Here is an 18,786-nt window from a genome sequence, read left to right on the forward strand (position 1 = left end):
CGGGTGATCGGGGCGGGGCGGCCGGGCAGCCGTCTCAGGAGCCCGGCGCGCCGGTCAGCTCCGGCGCCGCAGGTCCTCCAAGGTCGCCGCCGTACCGGGCAGGACGGACCGGGCCGGGGCCTCCAGTCCGTCCAGGAACAGCTGGAGGTGGCGGTGGGTGAACCGGTCGATGTTCATACAGGCGATGCCTGGCAGCGGCCGGGTGAGCTGGGAGAGGGCGACCAGTACGTCACCGACGGCGATGTCGGTACGCAGGCGCCCCGCGGACATGGCACGCCCGACGAGTCCTTCGACGGCCTCTTCGAGGCGCCGCCGCTCGGCGAGCAGTTCGGGGTGGTCCTTGTCGAAGCCGCCGGACAGCATCGGGCACAGCGCCCCGATCCGTTCGTCGGCCGCCGCGTGCACGAAGCGGCTGAGCGCGGCGAAGGGGTCTCCCTCTTCGTTCGCGGCCTCCTCGGCACGGTCGGTGGTGCGGGAGGTGACCGCGAGGACGACCTCATGGGTCAGCGCGGCCCGGTCCGGGAAGTTCCGGTAGAGCGTGGCGTTGCCGACGCCCGCGCGGCGGGCGACCTCGTCGAGCGGCACATCCGGCCCGAACTCGACGAACATCTCGCGCGCGGCCGTCACGATCCGCTCCCGGTTGCGCAGCGCGTCGGCCCGCGGGCGGGGCGTACGCGGCTGCGCGGTTCCGGGGACCGCGGGGGTGACGGTGTCCACGACGGCGCTCCTTCTCTTCCGGTGACTGCTGGTACGTGTGCTGTTCCGGCGGCCTCTCCGCGTAACCGGGGACCGCCTCCCCGTTTCGCGGGGACACGGGTGCAAACGGGGAAATGGTCCCCGGTTATTTCCCGGCCTCATGTGACCTGGGTCACATCATGTTGAAACGGGAGAATCCCACCCCTTCGGCGCACCCAACGCGCGGCCCCGCACCACCCGGCAGAGGCTGATCGACAGAGCGCAGCCAGGGTCGGCCGGCTGCCGCGGACCCGAAGGCGCCTTCATGCAGCAGCCTCGCCACCGGATACGCAAGCACCGCCACCCGGTCGCCCTCGGCGCGGCAACAGCCCTGGTCATCGCGGTACTGGCCTCGGCCAGCAGCACGCTCCCCCTCCCCAGCCGGGCCTCCGCCGGTCCGGTGTCCAGCACCGGAACGGCCGGGATCGGCCCGTGCCGGATATCGGCGTCCATGGGCGTACAGATGTCGGAGGGCATGCCGACCCAGCCGGGCTACGCCCGCTCCACCGGCCAGATCCACGCGCTCAACCTGATGGTCGACTTCCCGGACGCGCCGGGCACGGAGCCGGCCATGGACCGGCTCGCGGAGTTCTTCCCGCAGACCACCGACTGGTTCCGCACCAGCTCGTACGGACGACTCACCTACGTGCCGGAAGCCCCGGTGAAGTCCTGGCTGCGGATGCCACTGCCGTTCTCGGGTTACGGGATCGAGCGCGGCTCACCGTACGAACCGGGCTACCGCCACCTCGTCCAGGACATCGTCGCCGCCGCCGACCCGAAGGTGGACTTCAGCGCGTACGACCTGGTCAACATTCTCGTCAGCCCGAACGCCGGCCCCTCCGCCCTGGACACCGTGCTGTCGGTGACCTTCTCGGGCAACGACGACGCCCCGTACGCGGACGGCGTGCCGCTCGCCAACACGTCCTTCGTCTACAGCCGGCAGGACGACGGCTCGGGGTCGTACGCCCAGACCGGATACCGCGTCCTGCCGCATGAGAACGGCCACGTCTTCGGCCTCCCCGACCTCTACACGATGGAGGGCGGCGGCTCGGTCGGGCACTGGGACATCATGTCCGAGGACTGGGGCGCCAATAACGACCTGCTCGGCTGGCACAAGTGGAAGCTCGGCTGGCTGGACAACAACCAGATCAGCTGCGCCTCGCGGACCGGCACCAGCGACCACGTACTGGAGCCGCTGGCCACCCGGGGCGGCACGAAGCTGGCGTTCGTCCCGCTGAGCGCGGAGTCCGGCTACGCGGTGGAGGTACGGACACAGGGGGGCAACGACCAGGGCGTCTGCCGGCCCGGCGTGCTGATCTACAAGGTGAACTCGGACGTCGACACCGGCCAGGGCCCCATCTCCGTCGCGGACAGCACCAAGGACAGCAGCGGCTGCACCCGGCTGCCCAACGTGCACGCGGAGCTCTCCGACGCCCCGTTCCAGCCCGGCCAGACCTTCACCGACCGGTCCACGGGGATACGCATAGCGGTGGTCGACAAGGACTCCAAGGGTGACTACCGGGTCCGGGTCACCCGCCCCTGACCTCCCGGACCTCCGTTTCGACAGGGCCGCGCAGCTCGCGCTTGAGGATCTTCCCGGTGGCGTTGCGGGGCAGCGGCTCGCCGGAGACCAGCACATGGGCCGGGACCTTGAAAGCGGCCAGACTCCGGCCCACATGGGCCCGCAGCTCCTCGGCCGTGGCCGCCGCACCGGCGCGGAGCCTGACCACCGCGGCGACCTCCTCACCCAGCACCGGATGGGGGACACCCAGGACCGCCGCGTCCTCGACGTCCGGGTGGCCGTGCAGCACACCCTCGACCTCGACGCAGTAGACGTTCTCGCCGCCCCTGATCACCATGTCCTTGATCCGGTCGACGACATCGACCCGCCCCTCGTGGCTCACCGCCAGGTCCCCGGTACGGAACCAGCCGCCGCCGAACGCCCGCGCCGTCGCCTCCTCGTCCTGCCAGTAGCCCCGGACCAGCGCCTGTCCGCGCAGCCACAGCTCGCCGGCCTCGCCCTCGGGCAGCTCCTCCCCCGCCGGACCGGCGATCCGTACCTCGGTGGTGGGGGTCGGGCGGCCGACGCTGCCGGGATGCGCCCGGTACTCGGCACCGAAGTTCGCCAGGACGCCGCCGCTGGTCTCGGTCAGCCCGTATCCGTTGCGCGGCTCGATCCGCTCCCCGTAGCGGGCGGTCAGCCGGGCCACCAGATCCGGCGGGGCGGCGGCCCCGCCCGTGTTGAGCATCTGGAGGCTCTCCAGCCCGTCCTCCTCCTCGGCGGCCGCGGCGAGCAGTTGGAGCGCGGTGGCCGGCACCCCGGCGTAGTGCGTCACCCCGTGCTCGCGGATCAGCCGCAGCGCTTCCTCCGCGTCCCACTTGCGCATCAGCACGAGGGCGCCGCCGGCCGACATCGCGGCGTAGAAGCTGGTGAACGCGGCGACGTGGAAGAACGGGAACGTGAGCAGCGTGACGGGCGCCGGCCCCTGTCCCGGGATGACGCCCCGGCCGAGCGCGGACGCCGCCGCGTGGAACCGGGGGTTGCGCGCGGCACCCGCCTGGGCGAGCTGGGTGGCGACGGCGCCCTTGGGCCTGCCGGTGGTGCCGGAGGTGTAGATGATCGTGGCGTCGTCCTCTGGCCGGATCTCGACCTCGGGCGGCGCGGCGTACGGATCGGGCGCGGGCAGGTCCGCGTACCACTCGACGCCGCCCGCCGGCTCCGCGCCACGGGCCCCGCGCTCCTCGTCACGGAAGACGATGACGCGCGCCCCGGAGCCACGGGCCCAGTCCGCGACCAGCGGCAACCGCTCCCCGTCGACCAGGAGCACCCGGGGCCCGCAGTCGTCGAGCGCGTACGTGAACTCGTCCCGGGTCCACCAGGCGTTCAGCGGCACGGCGACGAGCCCGGCCAACTGCGCGGCCCAGAAGGCGATCTGCCACTCCGGGTGATTCCGCATCGCCACCACGGCCCGGTCCCCCGGCCGCAGCCCGTACACCCCGCTCAGCCGGCACGCCAGCGCGGAGGCCGCGGCGAAGAACTCCCCGTACGTATAGCGGCGTTCCTCCGAGATCAGGAACGGCTGGTCCCCGAACGCCCAGGTGGTCTCCACGAACTCACGAAGCGTCCTGGGCCCGTCCGCGTACACGAGCACCCCCGCCTGCGGCCCGTCCTCGGCACGCACGACGGCGAACGGCCCCCCGGGCCCGGTCAGCGCGGCTTCCACCCGCCCGGCTCTGGCCGCCTCCCGGGCAGGCTCGGGAACGGGGGCTGCTGGAGTCTGGTCGGGGTGCGGCACGAACGACCTCTCTAAGCGCTTGCTCAGGGCTTTCGTGACGCTATGCCCACGCCCGCACCCCGTCAAGGGACCCCGCGACCCGCACCACGCCTCACCCTCAACTCACCGTGCGTCGCCCGCGATGGAGTACGAGGCCGACAAGCGCGCAGACGAACGCGGCGGACACCAGCACGGGAAGGACCGGGTTGACGAAGCCGGGGATGGCTACGGAGGAGTGGCGGGCCGCCACCACGTCCCTCCCCAAGAACCCGGGCCCACGAAAACCGCAGGTCAGAACCCAGACACCCGGCGCCCGATGCCACCGACCCGATGGGGAAGCCCTTCGCGGGGACGGATCCGCTAGGCTGTCCCTGGTCGTTCACCGGTATGCCCCGCCGCCTGCACCGGCAAGATCGCAGAAGGCGCCACACCACGTCCGACCAGTGGGCTCGCAGCCCTTGCCGACGCCCCGTCCACCGGGCCGCCGACAAGGCCACTCCAAGCCCGCGCCTCCGTAGCTCAGGGGATAGAGCACCGCTCTCCTAAAGCGGGTGTCGCAGGTTCGAATCCTGCCGGGGGCACCACGCGTTACCGCTCTGACCTGGGGTTTATCCCCCAGGGAGGGGCCTACTCGGCCTCGGACTTCTCGTCCGGGGCCGTTTGCGTGAGCGGTGCGTGAGCGGACGGAGAGTTGATCTCCCGAATATCGCCCAATGGATCAGCATCATCCGGCACGCACTCCAGGCCGGAATCCTCCGTGTCGTCGGGCTCGGCCACCGCTTCGGGGGCGGCGTTTTCGGAGGTGGTGCGGGCTCGCGGTACGAGCCGGGCTGCAGCGGTCGTCTCGGCAGAGTGGGCCGCCCTGAACCAGGTCCAACCCCGTCGCGCGCACTACGCTGTAGCGCGTGCTTCCTGCCAGCGAGCGGCGTTCGCCTTGTCGAGACGGTAAACGCCTCAGCCGCGTAGGTGGAGTCGGGGTCGGTGGCCCACTCGAACCTCATCGACCAGTTGCCGCGCCCGTAGTGCGCGTGCAGGTGCCGGGTGAAGGCAGTCAGGGCGCCCTTGATCTGACTGCGGTCGAGGTTGATGCGCTCAACTAGGGCGGTGGTGCTGTACGCGCGCTCCGGCTCAACGGCGAAGAGGTCCAGCATGGCCGCAACGCGCTGGATCGACGGCAAATCCGTGGCGATGAGCGACCTGAAGTTCTCAACGGTCCACTCTTCCACCGGCCAGCTTCCGTCCGACCAGCACCACTCCCCTGCACCCACCCGGACTGCGGCCACGCCCGCGGCGTCCAACCAGAGCGCCCCGCCCGCCGCCCCGGAGGACTCTTGCTGCTAGGAGTGCTGTAGTTGTCCGGGGCTACCTCGCGCCCACTGGGCCCTGTGAATCATGAAAAATGCACGTCAGATGGCCTGGTGTGCGTAGGCGTCGGGAGGCTCCGGTAGGTCCGGGGCGGTAGTCCACCGACAAGGTCATCCGTCCGCGATGCCCTCTGTGAGCTGACCGCGCACGGTGAAGGGATCACTGAGAGGCGAGGATGGCTACCCCGGCCCGTTGTCAGTGCCCGCCCGTAGCCTCGTAGAGGCAATCGCGCTGAAGGGGGCCCCATGGCAGTCCGACCCTGTTCCAGGTGTGGCAAGAATGAGAGCGCCAATCGCAAAGGCAAGCCAGGACGCTGTGTTGAGTGTATCGATGCGATCTACCGTGCACTCAAGGTAGATCCAGAGGGGACGTTTGTATCTCCTGGGGCCCCGAGGAGATACCGGTGCCAGACCTGTGGCAGGCCCGGGGCGATTCCGTACAAGGAGATCCAGTCGCGAAGTATTGAACTCTGCAACTGGTGCGTCGGTCGCCGCATGTATGAGGACGGTCTGGCGCGGAACCCAGAGCACTGGCTGATGGACCAGAGCGACGTGGCCCGAATGGTCCGCGAAGCAGGTTTTGAGATGGTAGATGGGTCTGGGAGGACGCTTCCAGAGAGTCAAATGGTCAGCCGTATTGGGGAAGTTTGGGAGTCGATCGATGTCGTGTGCGTACTCTGTGCTGCCCCGAACACCTTCAACGCCGTCCACATACTTTCGAGTTCGAGTAAGCCATGGACGCATTGCTATGCATGCTTCACGTCAAAGCTCGCTGGTTGGCAAAACGAGTTCTATGGCAAGTTCGGATTGATTCGAGAGCACGACGGGTATGCGAAGCTATCGGATCCAGTCTCTGCGCACTGTGCTGAGCCCGACTGTGGTGCGAGCAGGAAGGTCTCCATCTGTGCACTCGCCGCTGGCGCCCCTCCTTGCTTGCGGTGCGCAGAGGGGATCGACCCGGATCTCCCTCACTGGGTATACCTGATCCATTTTCCACCCCTAGGGCTGATCAAGGTCGGAATCACGCATAACGAGCCAAGGGTGTATGACCGCGTCGCTGCCCACGTCGCTCGGGGCGGTGTCCTGATCAATCGGTGCCTCGTTCCGAATCGGGAGGCTGCTCGCACTGTCGAGGATTGTGTATTGGAGTCGATGCGCCAGCATCTACGCTCTGGAGATCCGCGAGACTTCCCTCAAGGAGGGTGGACTGAGACCTGGGTCGACAGTGCCCCCTCCCTGGACCTCGGCGCGGTGATTGATGAAAACGCTACCCAGAAGGCTCCTGGATTCGATCGAGGGTCAAGGGTGGAAGACTTCCCTTCTTCGTCGGCAGCGGACAGCAGCATGAACGGTAGGTTCGTGTTCTCTGAGGAGGTGTCGGAGAGTGGAGAGGTCATTCATACCGTGACCTTTGTTCATCCACTGCTTGAGTGATCAATTGCTGTCTTAGCTTCGCTGTATTGAAGTGGCCGTGGCGCAACCCAGCCGCGGGGGCTGTGGTTCACCGTTCTCCGAAGCGACTGAACCCCCGCCGCGAATGCCGAGCGGTGCTCACGGAATCGTGAGCCCGGGCCCCACATGGCCCACTGGTCAGCCCTGGTCGGCCAAGCCCTCTCCCAACGGATCAGCATCATCCGGCACGGACTCTGGGCCGGAATTTTCCGTGTCGTCGGGCTCGGCCGCCGCTTCGGGGGCGGCCTTTTCGGACGTGACGCGCGCTCGCGGCACGAGCCGGGCCGCAGCCTCTGCGATCGCCAGATCGGCCTCGGGGAGCAGGCTCGTGTACGTGTCCGACGTGATGGTGATCGAGGAGTGACCGAGCAGCTCCTGGATGTCCTTCAGGCCAGCACCGGCCGCGTGAGCCAGGGTGGCGGCACCGTGACGGAGGTCGTGGAGCCGGATCGGCGGTAGACCGAGTTCCTCGTGCAGTTCGATGAACCGCCGCGTGACGTTGGCAGGGTGGAGCAGTTCTCCGTTCTCACGGGTGAAGACCCTTCCGGTCTCCACCCAGGCGCTCTCCCACTCCTTGCGGTCCTTGTCCTGCTGGGCACGGTGCCGTGTCAGGGCCTGGACCGTGTCGGAGTCGAGGGCGATGGTGCGCGCTCCGGCGTCCGTCTTCGGATCGTCCTCGTACACCTCCCAGCCGTTCACCACGAGTTGCTTGGCGACAGTGAGGAGCCCGGCGTCCAGGTGCGTGTCGGTCCACCTCTGACCGCACGCCTCGCCTCGCCGAAGTCCGCGGAAGGCGACCAGGTGAAACGGCGCGTACAGCCGGTCCCCGGCTACATGGTCGAGGAAGAGCCCGGTGTGTTCCGGCGTCCAGACCATCACCGGCGAGGGCTTCTCTCCGGTGCGCTTCCAATGGAGGATGCGCTCCTCCGTCCACACAAGCGTCTTGGGGCACCTGCCGGCCTCCGGCGATGCAACGCCGGAGGCCCGAGCAACCCCGATCGGCCCTGCCCGCGCGCTGACCCGGCGCATCCGCCGCCTCGGTGACCGTCACGTCCCTGGTCCCCGCGCCCAGGAAGCCACGGCGCGCAGCACCCCACTACGCGCTGCTGCCCCTATCCACCATGCAGCAGCACCTCCGCCGCCGCAGGCACCACTACCAGCACGGCGGCGGTGATCAGGCCGGTGCGGACCGTTTGGGAGCAAGCAGCTCCAGCGTCTCTTCCCAGCGGTACTGGTCCGCCCCACCGCCGGCCTTCGGCTTGTGAGGCTCGTACGAACCGATCAGGACGCCCATCTCGCGCAGCCGATCCAGGCTCTGGCTGTAAGCGGGATGGGCGGCCTGCGCCGAGTTCAGGTACGGCATGACGGCAATGGGGATGCCGAAGCCGTACGCCTCGCACAGGATGCCCAGCGCCAGGGTGTCCGAGATCCCGGCAGCCCATTTGTTGATCGTGTTGAAGGTGGCCGGGGCCACCGCGATGGCGTCGGCGGGCGGCAGCGGCCGTGGGTCGCCGGGCGAGCGCCAGGCCGAGCGGATCGGGTAGCCGGTCTGTGTCTCGACCGCCTCGGTGTCTATGAAGCCGAGGGCCTGCGGGGTGGCGACGACGCCCACATCCCAGTTGGCCTTCTGGGCCGCGGTGATCAGGATGCCGACGTCGCCGGCGATGCCGGAGGCGCAGACGACGACGTAGAGGAAGGGCTTCTTGGTCTGCCGGTCCGGCTGATCACTCACGCGGGGACTCCCAGTCGACGGCTGAAACGGTGCAGTTCCGGCAGCGTACGACGACGGTCGCGGGCGGCCATGTCGGCCACCAGCTCACGGACGGCCGGGCGACGGATGTCCTGGGCCGCGCAGCTCTCCGCGATGCGAAGCGCCTGGTACCCGTCCGCCAGGCGGCCCTGCTGGCTGTATGCGCGGCCGGCCTCGATCCACAGGGCGGCACGACGTTCAGAGACGGGGATGTGGCGGCGCATGAGAGGCCGGGCGGTGTCCAGGGCGACGCCCGCGTCGCCGAAGGCCACCGCCGCGCTGAGTCCGTGCAGGGCGACGTTCGTCGGGCTGAAGTTGGCCCAGGCGTCGGGGCTGTCGAGTGCCACGTAGCGGGCGACTTCCTTCGCCTCGGTGAGGAAGTCCCGGGTGGCGGAGCGGCCGCCGCCGGCTCCACGGAGCAGCAGCCTCCGGCGCGGGCCGGCCTCGGCCTCCGCGGGCGCCTCGGGGAGCAGGTCCGGGTGCGTGGGCGACGTGACGGTGTGGTGGTCGAGGGGGCCGGGCGGCGGAGGAGCGCGCCGGGGCGGTGCGGCCGCTGTGATACGAACTGGCGTATGCCCGGAACGAGTATTGACGTTGTGGTTGCCGATGATCAGGAGCTGGTGCGTGCCGGTTTCCGCATGATCCTTGACGCGCAACCCGGCATCGAGGTGGTCGGGGAGGCCGCGGACGGCGTGGAGTGCGTTGAGCTCGCGCACCGGCTGCGCCCGCAGGTGGTGCTCGCCGACATCCGGATGCCGCGGCTGGACGGGTTGGAGGTGACCCGGCAGCTGGCCGGTCCGGGGGTGGCCGATCCGTTGAACGTCGTGGTGATCACGACCTTCGACCAGGACGACTACGTGCGTACCGCGCTGCGCAACGGCGCCTGCGGGTTCCTGCTGAAGGACGCCACGCCGGCCTTGCTGGTGGAGGCGGTGCACGCCGCGGCCCGGGGGGACGCGCTCGTCTCCCCGGCGGTGACGGTGCGGCTGCTGAAGAGGCTGGAGCTGGCCGAGGCGGGTGCGGCGCCGTCCGGGGTGGCGGCGTCCGGGCTGAGCGTGCGGGAGTTGGACATCGTGCGGCTGATCGCGGTCGGTCGCACCAATCAGGAGATCTGCGACGAGCTGTTCCTGTCGTTGTCGACCGTCAAGACGTATCTGGGGCGGATCCAGGCCAAGGTCGAGGCTCGCAACCGGGTGGAGATCGCCGCGTGGGCGTGGGAGCACGGCGCGGTACGGCCGGCCGGATGAGCGGCCCGGCCGCTCGGGTCAGGCCGCGGGCGGGGGGCCGGCGGGCGTGGCGGTGTCCTGGGCCGAGGACGGGGCACGCAGCCGGAAGGTGGCTCTCACCTCCCACCCGCCGCTGGGCAGGGGGCCGGTGCGGAGGGCTCCGTCGAGTGCCTCGACCCGTTCGCGCAGGCCGATGAGGCCGAAGCCGCCCTGGCCGCCGGCCGGCACAGCGGGGCGTTGGGGTCCTCCGGTGTCGGTGATGCTGAGCTGCAGCCAGGTGCTGTCGGCGTCGAGGCGGACCTCGACCTGGGCGCCGGGGGCGTGCCTGCGCACATTGGTGAGTGCTTCCTGGGCCACGCGGTAGGCGGAGATCTCCACTTCGGGGCTGATGTGGGCGGTGCGCGCGGCAGCGGTGGCTTCGAGGCGCGCGGTGGCGGGCGCGAGGCCGGCGGCCGCGGGCGTCGAGTAGCCGGCGGTCAGCTCGGCGAGCTCGCTGAGCAGGTCTCCCGGGCGGACCGCGGTGTGGTTGTCCTCCCTCAGCACGCGGACCAGGCGGCGCATGGATTCCAGTGTCTCGGTGCCGGCCTGCGCGATGTTCCGCAGGATCGGCTCGACCTTTTCGGGCGCGGTGGGGTAGACGGCTGTGGCCGCGTGGGCCTGGACGATGATTCCGGTCATGTGATGTGCGATCAGGTCGTGCAGGTCGCGGGCGAGCGCGAGGCGTTCCGCCTGGCGTACGTCGGTGATGGCCCGGCGGCGCCGCGCTTCCATGGCGCGGATCGCGCAGCCGAGTGTGATGACGATGGCGACTATCACGGTCAGGACGTAGACGCCCGCCACGATGCTCGACCACGAGCCGGTGCGGAAGGGCACGACCAGCACGGTCAGGCTCAGGGCCGCGGCCGATGCGGCGGCCGCCTTCGGGCGCGCGGTCCGTGCGGCGGTGCGAAGAAGCAGACCGAGCAGTCCCGCGGTCTCCAGCGCGCCCACGGAGGACCCGGTCTGGGGCACCGCGACACAGATCCCGCTCAACGTCAGTGACATCGCCACCGCCATCCAGATGCGCGGCAGCAGCGGGGGCGAGAAGCGTGTGTCCCCCACGGCGAGGATCAGGAGCGGGCCCGTCACCAGGACGGGCAGCCAGTTCGTGGCGGGGTGCCACGGGTCGGGCGCCATGGACAGCAGAGCGACGTCCGCGAACCCGGTCAGGGCGAGCGCGAGCAGCGCACAGACGGTGATGAGGCGTTTGACCGCGGGAGTAAACGGAAGGTCCAGGTCCACGCCGGTCAGCGTAGGTGTACGGGTCCGGGTCGCCGTGTCGGCCGAATGACCGACAGGCCCGCGCCGGAACCGTACCTATGGCCGACATCGCGGGGCGTCTTCGCAGGAAACCATGGTGATCACGGCGGCCGGTCCTCCCCCGAGGCCGGCCGCCGGCATCAGCGCCGTCAGTGCCGACGGCGTACATGGCCGGCGGCGCCGCGGCCGGCCGGTCAGGTGGCCGCACCGCGCCGCCGGGGTCCGGGACCGTCACACGCGGTGACGGAGCCGGACGGCGTGCCGCGCCCTGTGGGGACGGCGGCCGGTACGCGCCGCAGCGTCCGCGGCCGCACCCGGCGGGGCGCTGCGGCACCCTCACCTCGAACCCGGGGACGGAAGCGCTGAGCGAGGAGCGACGCACCTCGCCCAGCCCTCGCCCAGCGCCAGGTGCCCCGGTTCGGCACCCACGCCGACCACCGTTCACGCCGCGTATGCCCGCCGACCGAACACCTTCCTTCCAAACGGAGTCACACCCTCATGGCAACTCTCCTGCACAGGATCGGCCAGTTCGCCTTCCGGCGGCGCCGGCTGGTCGTCCTCCTGTGGGCCGTCGTCCTGGGCGCCGTCGGCGCCGGCGCGGCCGGCACCTCGGGTTCGGCCGATTCGAGCTTCACCCTGCCCGGCACGGAGTCCCAGCGCGCCTTCGACCTCCTCGGCGAGAAGTTCCCGGCCGCCAACGCCGAAGGCGCGTCCGCACGTGTCGTACTACGGGCCCCCGACGGCCAGAAGATCGGCGGTGCCGAGAACAAGGCAGCGGCCGAAGCGGCACTGAAGGACCTCAAGAACTCCTCTTCCCGCATCGGCCGGGTCAGCGATCCGTTCGCGACCAAGGCGGTGAGCGCGGACGGCACCACCGCCTACGCCCAGGTCAACTACACCGCTGCCGCAGCGGACCTGACCGACGCCGATCACACCGGGATCGACGCCGCGCTGGACGTGGGCCGCGACGGCGGGCTGACGGTCGAGGCGTCCGGCGACGCGCTCGCGGCCCCGGAGGGCGGCCACTCCGCGGAGGCCATCGGCTTCGCCCTCGCCGCCGTCATCATGGTCATGACCTTCGGGTCCCTCATCGCCGCCGGCCTCCCCCTGATCACCGCCGTCGTGGGCGTCGGCGTCAGCACCACGGCCATCACGGCGGTGAGCGCGGCCTTCGACCTCAACAGCAACACCTCGGCGCTCGCGTCGATGCTCGGTATCGCCGTCGGGATCGACTACGCACTGTTCATCGTCTCCCGCTACCGCTCCGAACGGGCGGACGGTTACGACGCGAAGGAAGCCGCGGCACGGGCCAACGGCACCGCTGGTTCAGCCGTCGTCTTCGCCGGCGCGACCGTCGTCATCGCCCTCGCCGGTCTGGCCGTGGTCAACCTGCCCATGCTCACCGCCATGGGCCTGGCCGCCGCCGGGGCTGTCGTCGTCTCCGTTCTCGTGGCCGTCACCCTGGTGCCGGCGCTGCTGGGGTTCGCCGGGGAGCGGGTCCTGGGCAGAGCCCGTAAGAAGCCCGCGCGCACTCCGGCTCCGGCCGCCGCCCCCGAGGCGGCCGGCAACCGCTGGATCGCCTTCGTCCTGCGCAGGCCGGTCAGGGTGCTGGTGCTCGCGGTCGTCGCTCTCGGCGTCGTCGCCCTGCCCGCCACCCAGCTCAAGCTCGGGCTCCCGGACGACGGCTCCAGGCCCGCCTCCTCCACCCAGCGCAAGGCGTACGACATCCTGGCCGACTCCTTCGGCCCCGGCTTCAACGGCCCACTGACCCTGACCGTCGACGACCGGGACCCTGACACCGCCCGCAGCACCGCCGCCGGCATGAGCAAGGCCGTCGCCGGGCTCCCGGACGTGGCGTCCGTGTCGCCCGCCGCCTTCAACAAGGCCGGCGACACCGCCATCATCACGGTGGTCCCCAAGAGCGGGCCGAGCAGCGACGCCACCAAGGAGCTCGTCGGCGACATCCGTTCGCTGGCCGCCGACACCGAGTCGTCCACCGGCGCCCGGTCCATGGTGACCGGCTCCACCGCACTGAACATCGACATCTCGGCGAAGTTCAGCGCGGCGATCCTTCCCTATCTGGCGCTCGTCGTCGGACTGGCGATCCTCGTGCTGATCCTGGTCTTCCGCTCCGTCATGGTCCCCGTGAAGGCGGCGCTCGGTTTCCTCCTGTCGGTCCTGGCCGCGCTCGGTGCGCTCGTCGCCGTCTTCCAGTGGGGCTGGCTCAAGGACCTGGTCGGCCTCGAACAGACCGGCCCGATCATGAGCCTCATGCCGATCCTCATGGTGGGCATCGTGTTCGGCCTCGCGATGGACTACCAGGTGTTCCTGGTGACGCGCATGCGTGAGGCGTACGTCCACGGCGCCGACGCCCGCACCGCGATCACGACCGGCTTCGAGCACAGCTCGAAGGTCGTCACGGCCGCGGCCCTCATCATGATCTCCGTGTTCGCCGGCTTCGTCGGAGGCGACGACGCCATGATCAAGTCGCTCGGCTTCGGCCTCGCGATCGCCGTGGCCTTCGACGCCTTCGTCGTCCGCATGACGATCGTCCCCGCCGCCCTGGCACTCCTCGGCACACGCGCCTGGACGCTGCCCCGGTGGATCGACCGCATCCTGCCCAACGTCGACATCGAAGGCGAAAAGCTCGCCCGGCACGCACCGGACGCAGACCGTCGGGCCAAGGACACGACGCCGCAGTACACCAGCCGGTACTGACCCGCGTCCGGATTCGCCGCGGGCCCGCCCCCGACTACGCCACCGTGCGGATGAGCTTCTTGTTGACGAACTCCTCGATCCCCGGGCGGCCGAGCTCGCGGCCGAAGCCGGAGCGCTTGATGCCGCCGAAGGGCAGCTCGGCGCCCTCGGCGCCGACACCGTTGATGAACACCATGCCCGCCTCGATGCCGTCGGCGACGCGGGCGGCCTGTGCGGGGTCGGTGGTGTAGACGTACGAACCGAGGCCGTACGGGGTGTCGTTGGCGATCCGCACCGCGTCCTCCTCGTCGGCCGCCCGGAAGACCGTGGCGACCGGGCCGAACAGCTCCTGGCGTGCGGTGGCGTGCTCGGTGGTGAGGCCGGTGAGGACCCCGGCCGGGAAGTGGGCGCCGCGGCGTTCGCCCTCGGTGTGCAGCGTCGCGCCTTCCGCGACGGCGGCGGCCACCTGGCGCTCCAGGGTGTCGGCCGCGGCGACCGAGGAGAGGGGAGCCCCGGACTGGCGGTCGAGGAGCGCGGCGGTGAACTTCTCCACGAACGTGTCGTAGAGACCGGAGGTGACGATGAACCGCTTGGCCGCGTTGCAGGCCTGGCCGGTGTTGTCGAGGCGGGCGGACACGGCGGCGTCCACGACGGAGTCGAGGTCGTCGGCGGACAGCACGACGAACGGGTCGGAGCCGCCGAGTTCGAGGACGACCTTCTTCAGGTGCCGCCCGGCGGTCTCCGCGACGGCGGCACCGGCCCGCTCAGAGCCGGTCAGGGACACACCGTGGACACGCGGGTCCGCGATCACGTCGGCGATCTGCTCGTTGGTGGCGTACACGTTGACGTACGCGCCGGCGGGGAAGCCCGCCTCGGTCACCAGCCGCTCAAGCAGTGCCGCGGTGGCAGGGCACTGCGGGGCGTGCTTGAGGACGATGGTGTTGCCCAGGGCGAGGTTCGGGGCGGCGAACCGGGCGACCTGGTAGGCGGGGAAGTTCCACGGCATGATGCCGAGCAGAACACCCACCGGGCTGCGCCGGATGACGGCGTGGCCGGGTCCGGAGGTGACCGACAGCTCCTCGTCGGCGAGGAACTCCTCGGCGTGGTCGGCGTAGTAGTGGTAGATGTCGACGCAGAAGTCGATCTCGCCCTCCGCCTCTTCGAGCGGCTTGCCCATCTCGCGCACGATGCCCGCCGCCAGTTCGGCCCGGTGCTCCGCGTGCAGGTCCCCGAGCCGGCGCAGCAGCGCGGCACGCTCGGCCGCGGAGGTGCTCCGTCCCCAGGCGGTGGCCGCGTGGGCGGCGTCGACGGCCGCGGCCATCTCGGCGTCGGTGGCGGTCGGGTAGGTCTGCGTGGTCGTGCCGGTGGACGGGTCGGTGACGGCGTACATCAGGTCTCCAGGGTGTGCGAGGGGCGAGGAGCGGTAGCAGGGGGTCGCGGCGCCGGCCTCGCTCGCTGGTGTGCCGTGCGGCCGGCGTCGCGGCACCTACGGTACGAGCCGCGAGGGCGGTACTGCGGAGTCCCGCAGCGGGCGGCGTTGCGGAGTCCTACGGTTCCAGAATGGTGCGGGCCCCCACGGCGGACTTGAGGTCCTCGAAGGCGGCGGCCGCTTCGCTGAGGGGGCGCACCTTGCCGATCAGCTCGTCCAGCGGCAGCCGGCCGGCCAGGTAGAGGCGGGCCAGCTTCGGGATGTCGATCGCGCCGACGCTGGAGCCGTAGTTGCAGCCGAGGATGCGTTTCCCCTGGTCGGCGAGGTCGAAGAGGTTGAACGCGCCCGTCGCGCCGTCGGCGGCCATGCCGACCAGGACGGCCGCCCCGCCGGAGGTGAGCATGCCCGGGAGAGTCTCGATGACCTTCGGGCTGCCGATGGCCTCGAAGGCGTAGTCGACCCCACCGAGCTCCTCCTGGCACCAGGCGGCCACATCGGTCGTGGCGGCGTCGAGCGTGTGCGTCGCCCCGAAGCGTTCGGCGGCGGCCAGACGCTCGGGCGAGAGGTCGACGGCGATGATGGGATCGGCCCCCACCAGGCGCAGCCCCATCACCACGGACAGGCCCACCCCTCCGGCGCCGACGACGACCGCGGACTCGCCGGCCCGCACGCCGGCGGTGTTCAGGACCGCGCCGATGCCGGTGGAGATGGAGCAGCCCAGGAGGGCCCCGATGCCGAACGGCAGCTCCTCGGGGACCTTGACCACGGCAGATTCGGGAACGACGACCCGGCTGGTGAACGCGCCGAGTCCCAGGAAGGGCCAGACCTCTTCCCCCTGTCCGTCGGTGATGGGTGTCGTGCCGTCAGGCAGGGTGTTCGCCACGGCCTGGGTGCCGGTGCACAGCCAGGCCATGCCGGCCAGGCACTTCCGGCAGCGGCGGCAGGGCGCGAACCAGGAGAGGACGACGTGGTCGCCCGCCTTCACCGCGCCGACGCCGTCACCTGTGTCCGTGACCACGCCGGCGGCCTCGTGGCCCATGACGAGGGGGCGGTCGCTGGGCCAGTCCCCCGTCAGGATGTGCAGATCGGAGTGGCACACCCCGGCGGCGCGGATGTCGATCTCGACCTCGCCGGGTCCGGCGGGCCGGTGGGAGATCTCGCGGGTGTGCAGTCCGGCCACGGAGTCGTGGACCAGGGCGGGGGCGGTGGCGGTGGAGAGGTGCGCGGACATCAGAGAGCCTTGACTTCCTCGGTCGACTTGTTGGGGGTGAGGCGGGTGTGGGGTTTGGCGACGGCGACGTAGACCAGTCCGACGACGAGCAGCGCGGAGAAGACCAGCACCACGGCCCACACCTGGATCCAGCTGCCCGACGGCGGGGCGAGTTCGGCGCGGGGCCAGGCGATGTTGACCGCCTCGAACAGCAGCCACACCACGGCGAGAACGTTGATCACCAGACCGGCCCGGCCCAGGCGGAACTGGCCCTCCGCCGGATTCCAGCGGCCGCGCAGGCGTGCGACGAGCGCGACGAGGGCGACCGCCAGGAAGATGAAGTAGAAGCCACCGGATCCGAAGGAGATCAGCGTGGCCGCCGCGTTGCCGTTGAGCCCGAGCAGGAGGCCGAGCCCGGCGAGGACGGCCGTCACGGTGAGCGAGACCCAGGGGATCTGGCGCTCTCCGACCTTGGCGAGCTGGGCGGAGCAGGGCAGCTGCCGGTCCCGCGCGAAGGCGTAGACGGCCCGCCCGATATAGGTCTGGATCGAGATGGCGCAGGCGAAGAACGCGACCAGGACGACGACGATGAACGGCTTCCCGCTCCAGCTGCCCAGGCCCTGCGTCACCGCGTCGAAGACGGGGTCCACGGTCTTCCCGGAGACGGCGTCCTCGGGGCGGCGCAGCGCGAACGTCACCGCGATCGAGGTCAGCAGCACCGTGAACGCCACGAAGACGTAACTGCGCAGCAGAGCCCGGGGCACGCTGCGCCGCGGCTGCTCGGTCTCCTCGGCGACCTGGGTGGTCGCGTCGAACCCGAGGAAGGCCCAGCCGGCCACGGCCAGACACGTCACGAACCCGGCGACGACGGACCCGCCGGAGGCGGACTCCGCGCCCAGGGTGTCGAACAGGATGCTGAAGCCGTGGTGCCGTGCGAAGAGCAGCAGGAACACGCTCACGGCGATGGAGACAACGCCTTCGGCGACGATGCCCGCGTTGAGGAAGTGCTTGACCGGGTTGACGCCGAGCAGATTGATGCCCAGGGCCACGGCGATGAAGACCACGCCGAGCAGCACATGGGTCACCGGTGACAGCGCCGAGTCGCTGAAGAGCATGTGCAGCCAGCTGGAACCGAGGTAGGCCACGGTGGTCAGGGACGCGATGGCCGAGGCGAGATAGATCCACCCCACCAGCCAGCCCAGCCGGGGTCCGCCCAGCCGGCGGACCCACTGGTAGACCCCGCCGGTGATCGGGAACTGCGAGGAGAGCTCGGCGTAGACCGTGGCGACCAGCAGCTGCCCCAGGAAAGCGGCGACGACGGCCCAGATCCAGGTGGGGCCGGCGAAGACGAACCCCAGCTGGGCGACGGCGTAGATGCCGACCACCGGGGAGATCGTCGCGAAACCGAGAGCGAACACGGCCCATGCGGACAGGGTGCGTCTGAGCTCCTGTTCGTAGCCGTATTCCGCCAGATCACCGGCATCGGCGCGGTTGTGGTCCACGTTCGTCTCCTGGCATTGCTGGGCGCGCGTTCGGCGGCGCTCACACGGTGGAGGCCGTCGCCGGCCTGCCGTTCCTACCCGATACGGGCTGTTACCACGGCAGCCGTTCGAGCGGCGGTCCATTTATTGGCTGTAGAGCCAATTGTTATTTGGCTGCACAGCCAATAGCATCCTCGCCATGACGTCAAGGGGTCCTGAGAGGCAAGTCCGCAAAGCGGCGGCCGAACGCCGGCGCGAGATCGTGGCAGCGGCCGCGCGGGTCGGCCTTGAGGACGGCCTGGAGTGCGTCACCCGACAGCGGATCGCGGACGGCCTCGGAGTCCAGTCCGGACTCATCCACCACTACTTCCCCGTGGTCGAGGAACTCGTGGCCGAGGCGTTCACCAGCGCCACCACGGCGGAGCTGGACGGCCTGCTGCCCGAGGCGGCGGCCGCCGAGGCCGGGAACGGCGGCCCCCTGGGTACCCTCCAGCGCTTCTTCACCCTGATCTCGGACACCGAGTTCGACAACGTGAGCAAGCTCTGGATCAACGCGCGGCACCTGTCCCGCTACCGCCCCGTGCTGCACGACCAGGTGGTGAGCCAGGAGCTGCGCTGGTGCCACCGCATCGAGCAGATCATCACGCGCGGCGTGCGGGAGCAGTCGTTCCGCTGCGAGGATCCGTGGGCATCCGCCGTACGCATCCTCGCCGTCGTGGACGGCGCCAGCGCGTACATCAACACCAGCGCCGACCGGCGCATGGACCCCCTCACCAACCTCGCCCGCACACTCGCGGAAGCGGAACTGGGCCTGCCGGCCGGCGGCTTGCGCCTGCCCTGACCCCCGCCCACCGCTGCCCCGTCCAGC

11 protein-coding genes, 1 tRNA gene and 2 pseudogenes are annotated in these 18,786 nt (G+C 70.5%); 5 read left to right on the top strand and 9 right to left on the bottom strand.

Translation table 11 applies throughout. From position 1 onward, the window contains the following. Positions 1-54: 54 nt before the first annotated feature. Positions 55-717 carry a TetR/AcrR family transcriptional regulator gene (locus ACIP89_RS16530; protein WP_401927118.1) on the bottom strand — a complete coding sequence of 221 codons (663 nt, stop codon included), beginning with the start codon at positions 715-717 and terminating at the stop codon, positions 55-57. A 283-nt stretch (positions 718-1,000) separates the two neighbouring features. Here ACIP89_RS16530 and ACIP89_RS16535 point away from each other — a divergent pair, with 283 nt between their 5' ends. After that, on the top strand, positions 1,001-2,278 hold the full coding sequence (locus tag ACIP89_RS16535; protein WP_402115415.1) for a M6 family metalloprotease domain-containing protein: 1,278 nt from the start codon (positions 1,001-1,003) through the stop codon (positions 2,276-2,278). Here the strand turns inward: ACIP89_RS16535 and ACIP89_RS16540 are convergent. Continuing rightward, positions 2,265-3,959 carry a class I adenylate-forming enzyme family protein gene (locus ACIP89_RS16540; protein WP_402115417.1) on the bottom strand — a complete coding sequence of 565 codons (1,695 nt, stop codon included), beginning with the start codon at positions 3,957-3,959 and terminating at the stop codon, positions 2,265-2,267. The two genes, ACIP89_RS16535 and ACIP89_RS16540, sit on opposite strands and share 14 nt — an antisense overlap. Before the next feature lie 559 nt (positions 3,960-4,518). Here ACIP89_RS16540 and ACIP89_RS16545 point away from each other — a divergent pair. Next, a tRNA-Arg gene (locus ACIP89_RS16545) sits at positions 4,519-4,594 on the top strand. 2,370 nt (positions 4,595-6,964) lie between these two features. Here the strand turns inward: ACIP89_RS16545 and ACIP89_RS16550 are convergent. From ACIP89_RS16550 to ACIP89_RS16560, 3 genes and pseudogenes are all read right to left on the bottom strand, one after another. Then, positions 6,965-7,789 (bottom strand): annotated as a pseudogene (locus ACIP89_RS16550) (site-specific integrase); the annotation flags it as partial. A gap of 211 nt (positions 7,790-8,000) precedes the next feature. Further along, a complete protein-coding gene (locus tag ACIP89_RS16555) occupies positions 8,001-8,558 on the bottom strand; it encodes a flavoprotein (protein WP_402115419.1) in 558 nt (185 codons plus the stop codon). Continuing rightward, positions 8,555-9,001 (bottom strand): annotated as a pseudogene (locus ACIP89_RS16560) (transcriptional regulator); the annotation flags it as partial. The pseudogene ACIP89_RS16560 and the gene ACIP89_RS16555, both read right to left, overlap by 4 nt. Positions 9,002-9,148: 147 nt before the next feature. Here ACIP89_RS16560 and ACIP89_RS16565 point away from each other — a divergent pair. Then, the gene (locus ACIP89_RS16565; protein WP_402115421.1) at positions 9,149-9,823 is read left to right on the top strand and encodes a response regulator; all 675 of its coding nucleotides are present in this window, start codon (positions 9,149-9,151) and stop codon (positions 9,821-9,823) included. A gap of 18 nt (positions 9,824-9,841) precedes the next feature. On the opposite strand, the gene ACIP89_RS16570 is transcribed toward ACIP89_RS16565, so the two are convergent. Next, positions 9,842-11,083 carry a sensor histidine kinase gene (locus ACIP89_RS16570; protein ID WP_401927124.1) on the bottom strand — a complete coding sequence of 414 codons (1,242 nt, stop codon included), beginning with the start codon at positions 11,081-11,083 and terminating at the stop codon, positions 9,842-9,844. Positions 11,084-11,599: 516 nt separating this feature from the next. On the opposite strand from ACIP89_RS16570, the gene ACIP89_RS16575 reads away from it, so the two are divergent. Further along, positions 11,600-13,819, top strand: coding sequence for an MMPL family transporter (locus ACIP89_RS16575; RefSeq protein WP_402115423.1), 2,220 nt, complete (start codon positions 11,600-11,602; stop codon positions 13,817-13,819). 34 nt (positions 13,820-13,853) lie between these two features. On the opposite strand, the gene ACIP89_RS16580 is transcribed toward ACIP89_RS16575, so the two are convergent. The 3 genes from ACIP89_RS16580 to ACIP89_RS16590 form a co-directional block, all read right to left on the bottom strand. Next, a complete protein-coding gene (locus ACIP89_RS16580) occupies positions 13,854-15,188 on the bottom strand; it encodes an NAD-dependent succinate-semialdehyde dehydrogenase (RefSeq protein WP_401927129.1) in 1,335 nt (444 codons plus the stop codon). A gap of 157 nt (positions 15,189-15,345) precedes the next feature. After that, complete coding sequence (locus tag ACIP89_RS16585; protein ID WP_401927131.1) at positions 15,346-16,458, bottom strand: alcohol dehydrogenase catalytic domain-containing protein; 1,113 nt, start codon at positions 16,456-16,458, stop codon at positions 15,346-15,348. After that, positions 16,458-17,939: an APC family permease gene (locus tag ACIP89_RS16590; RefSeq protein WP_401927133.1), complete on the bottom strand. Its 1,482-nt coding sequence runs from the start codon at positions 17,937-17,939 to the stop codon at positions 16,458-16,460. Before ACIP89_RS16590 ends, ACIP89_RS16585 begins: the two co-directional genes overlap by 1 nt. A 178-nt stretch (positions 17,940-18,117) precedes the next feature. Here ACIP89_RS16590 and ACIP89_RS16595 point away from each other — a divergent pair, with 178 nt between their 5' ends. Next, entirely contained in the window at positions 18,118-18,759 is a 642-nt protein-coding gene (locus ACIP89_RS16595; protein WP_402115425.1) for a TetR/AcrR family transcriptional regulator, read from the top strand. Positions 18,760-18,786: the final 27 nt, after the last annotated feature.

Source organism: Streptomyces sp. NPDC088730 (assembly GCF_044751215.1).
In the GTDB taxonomy this organism is placed as follows: domain Bacteria; phylum Actinomycetota; class Actinomycetes; order Streptomycetales; family Streptomycetaceae; genus Streptomyces.

Coding starts and splice junctions, on each gene's coding strand:
- ACIP89_RS16580 (WP_401927129.1), bottom strand. CDS start 15,188: ATGTACGCCGTCACCGACCCGTCCACCGGCACGACCACGCAGACCTAC.
- ACIP89_RS16575 (WP_402115423.1), top strand. CDS start 11,600: ATGGCAACTCTCCTGCACAGGATCGGCCAGTTCGCCTTCCGGCGGCGC.
- ACIP89_RS16585 (WP_401927131.1), bottom strand. CDS start 16,458: ATGTCCGCGCACCTCTCCACCGCCACCGCCCCCGCCCTGGTCCACGAC.
- ACIP89_RS16535 (WP_402115415.1), top strand. CDS start 1,001: ATGCAGCAGCCTCGCCACCGGATACGCAAGCACCGCCACCCGGTCGCC.
- ACIP89_RS16595 (WP_402115425.1), top strand. CDS start 18,118: ATGACGTCAAGGGGTCCTGAGAGGCAAGTCCGCAAAGCGGCGGCCGAA.
- ACIP89_RS16565 (WP_402115421.1), top strand. CDS start 9,149: ATGCCCGGAACGAGTATTGACGTTGTGGTTGCCGATGATCAGGAGCTG.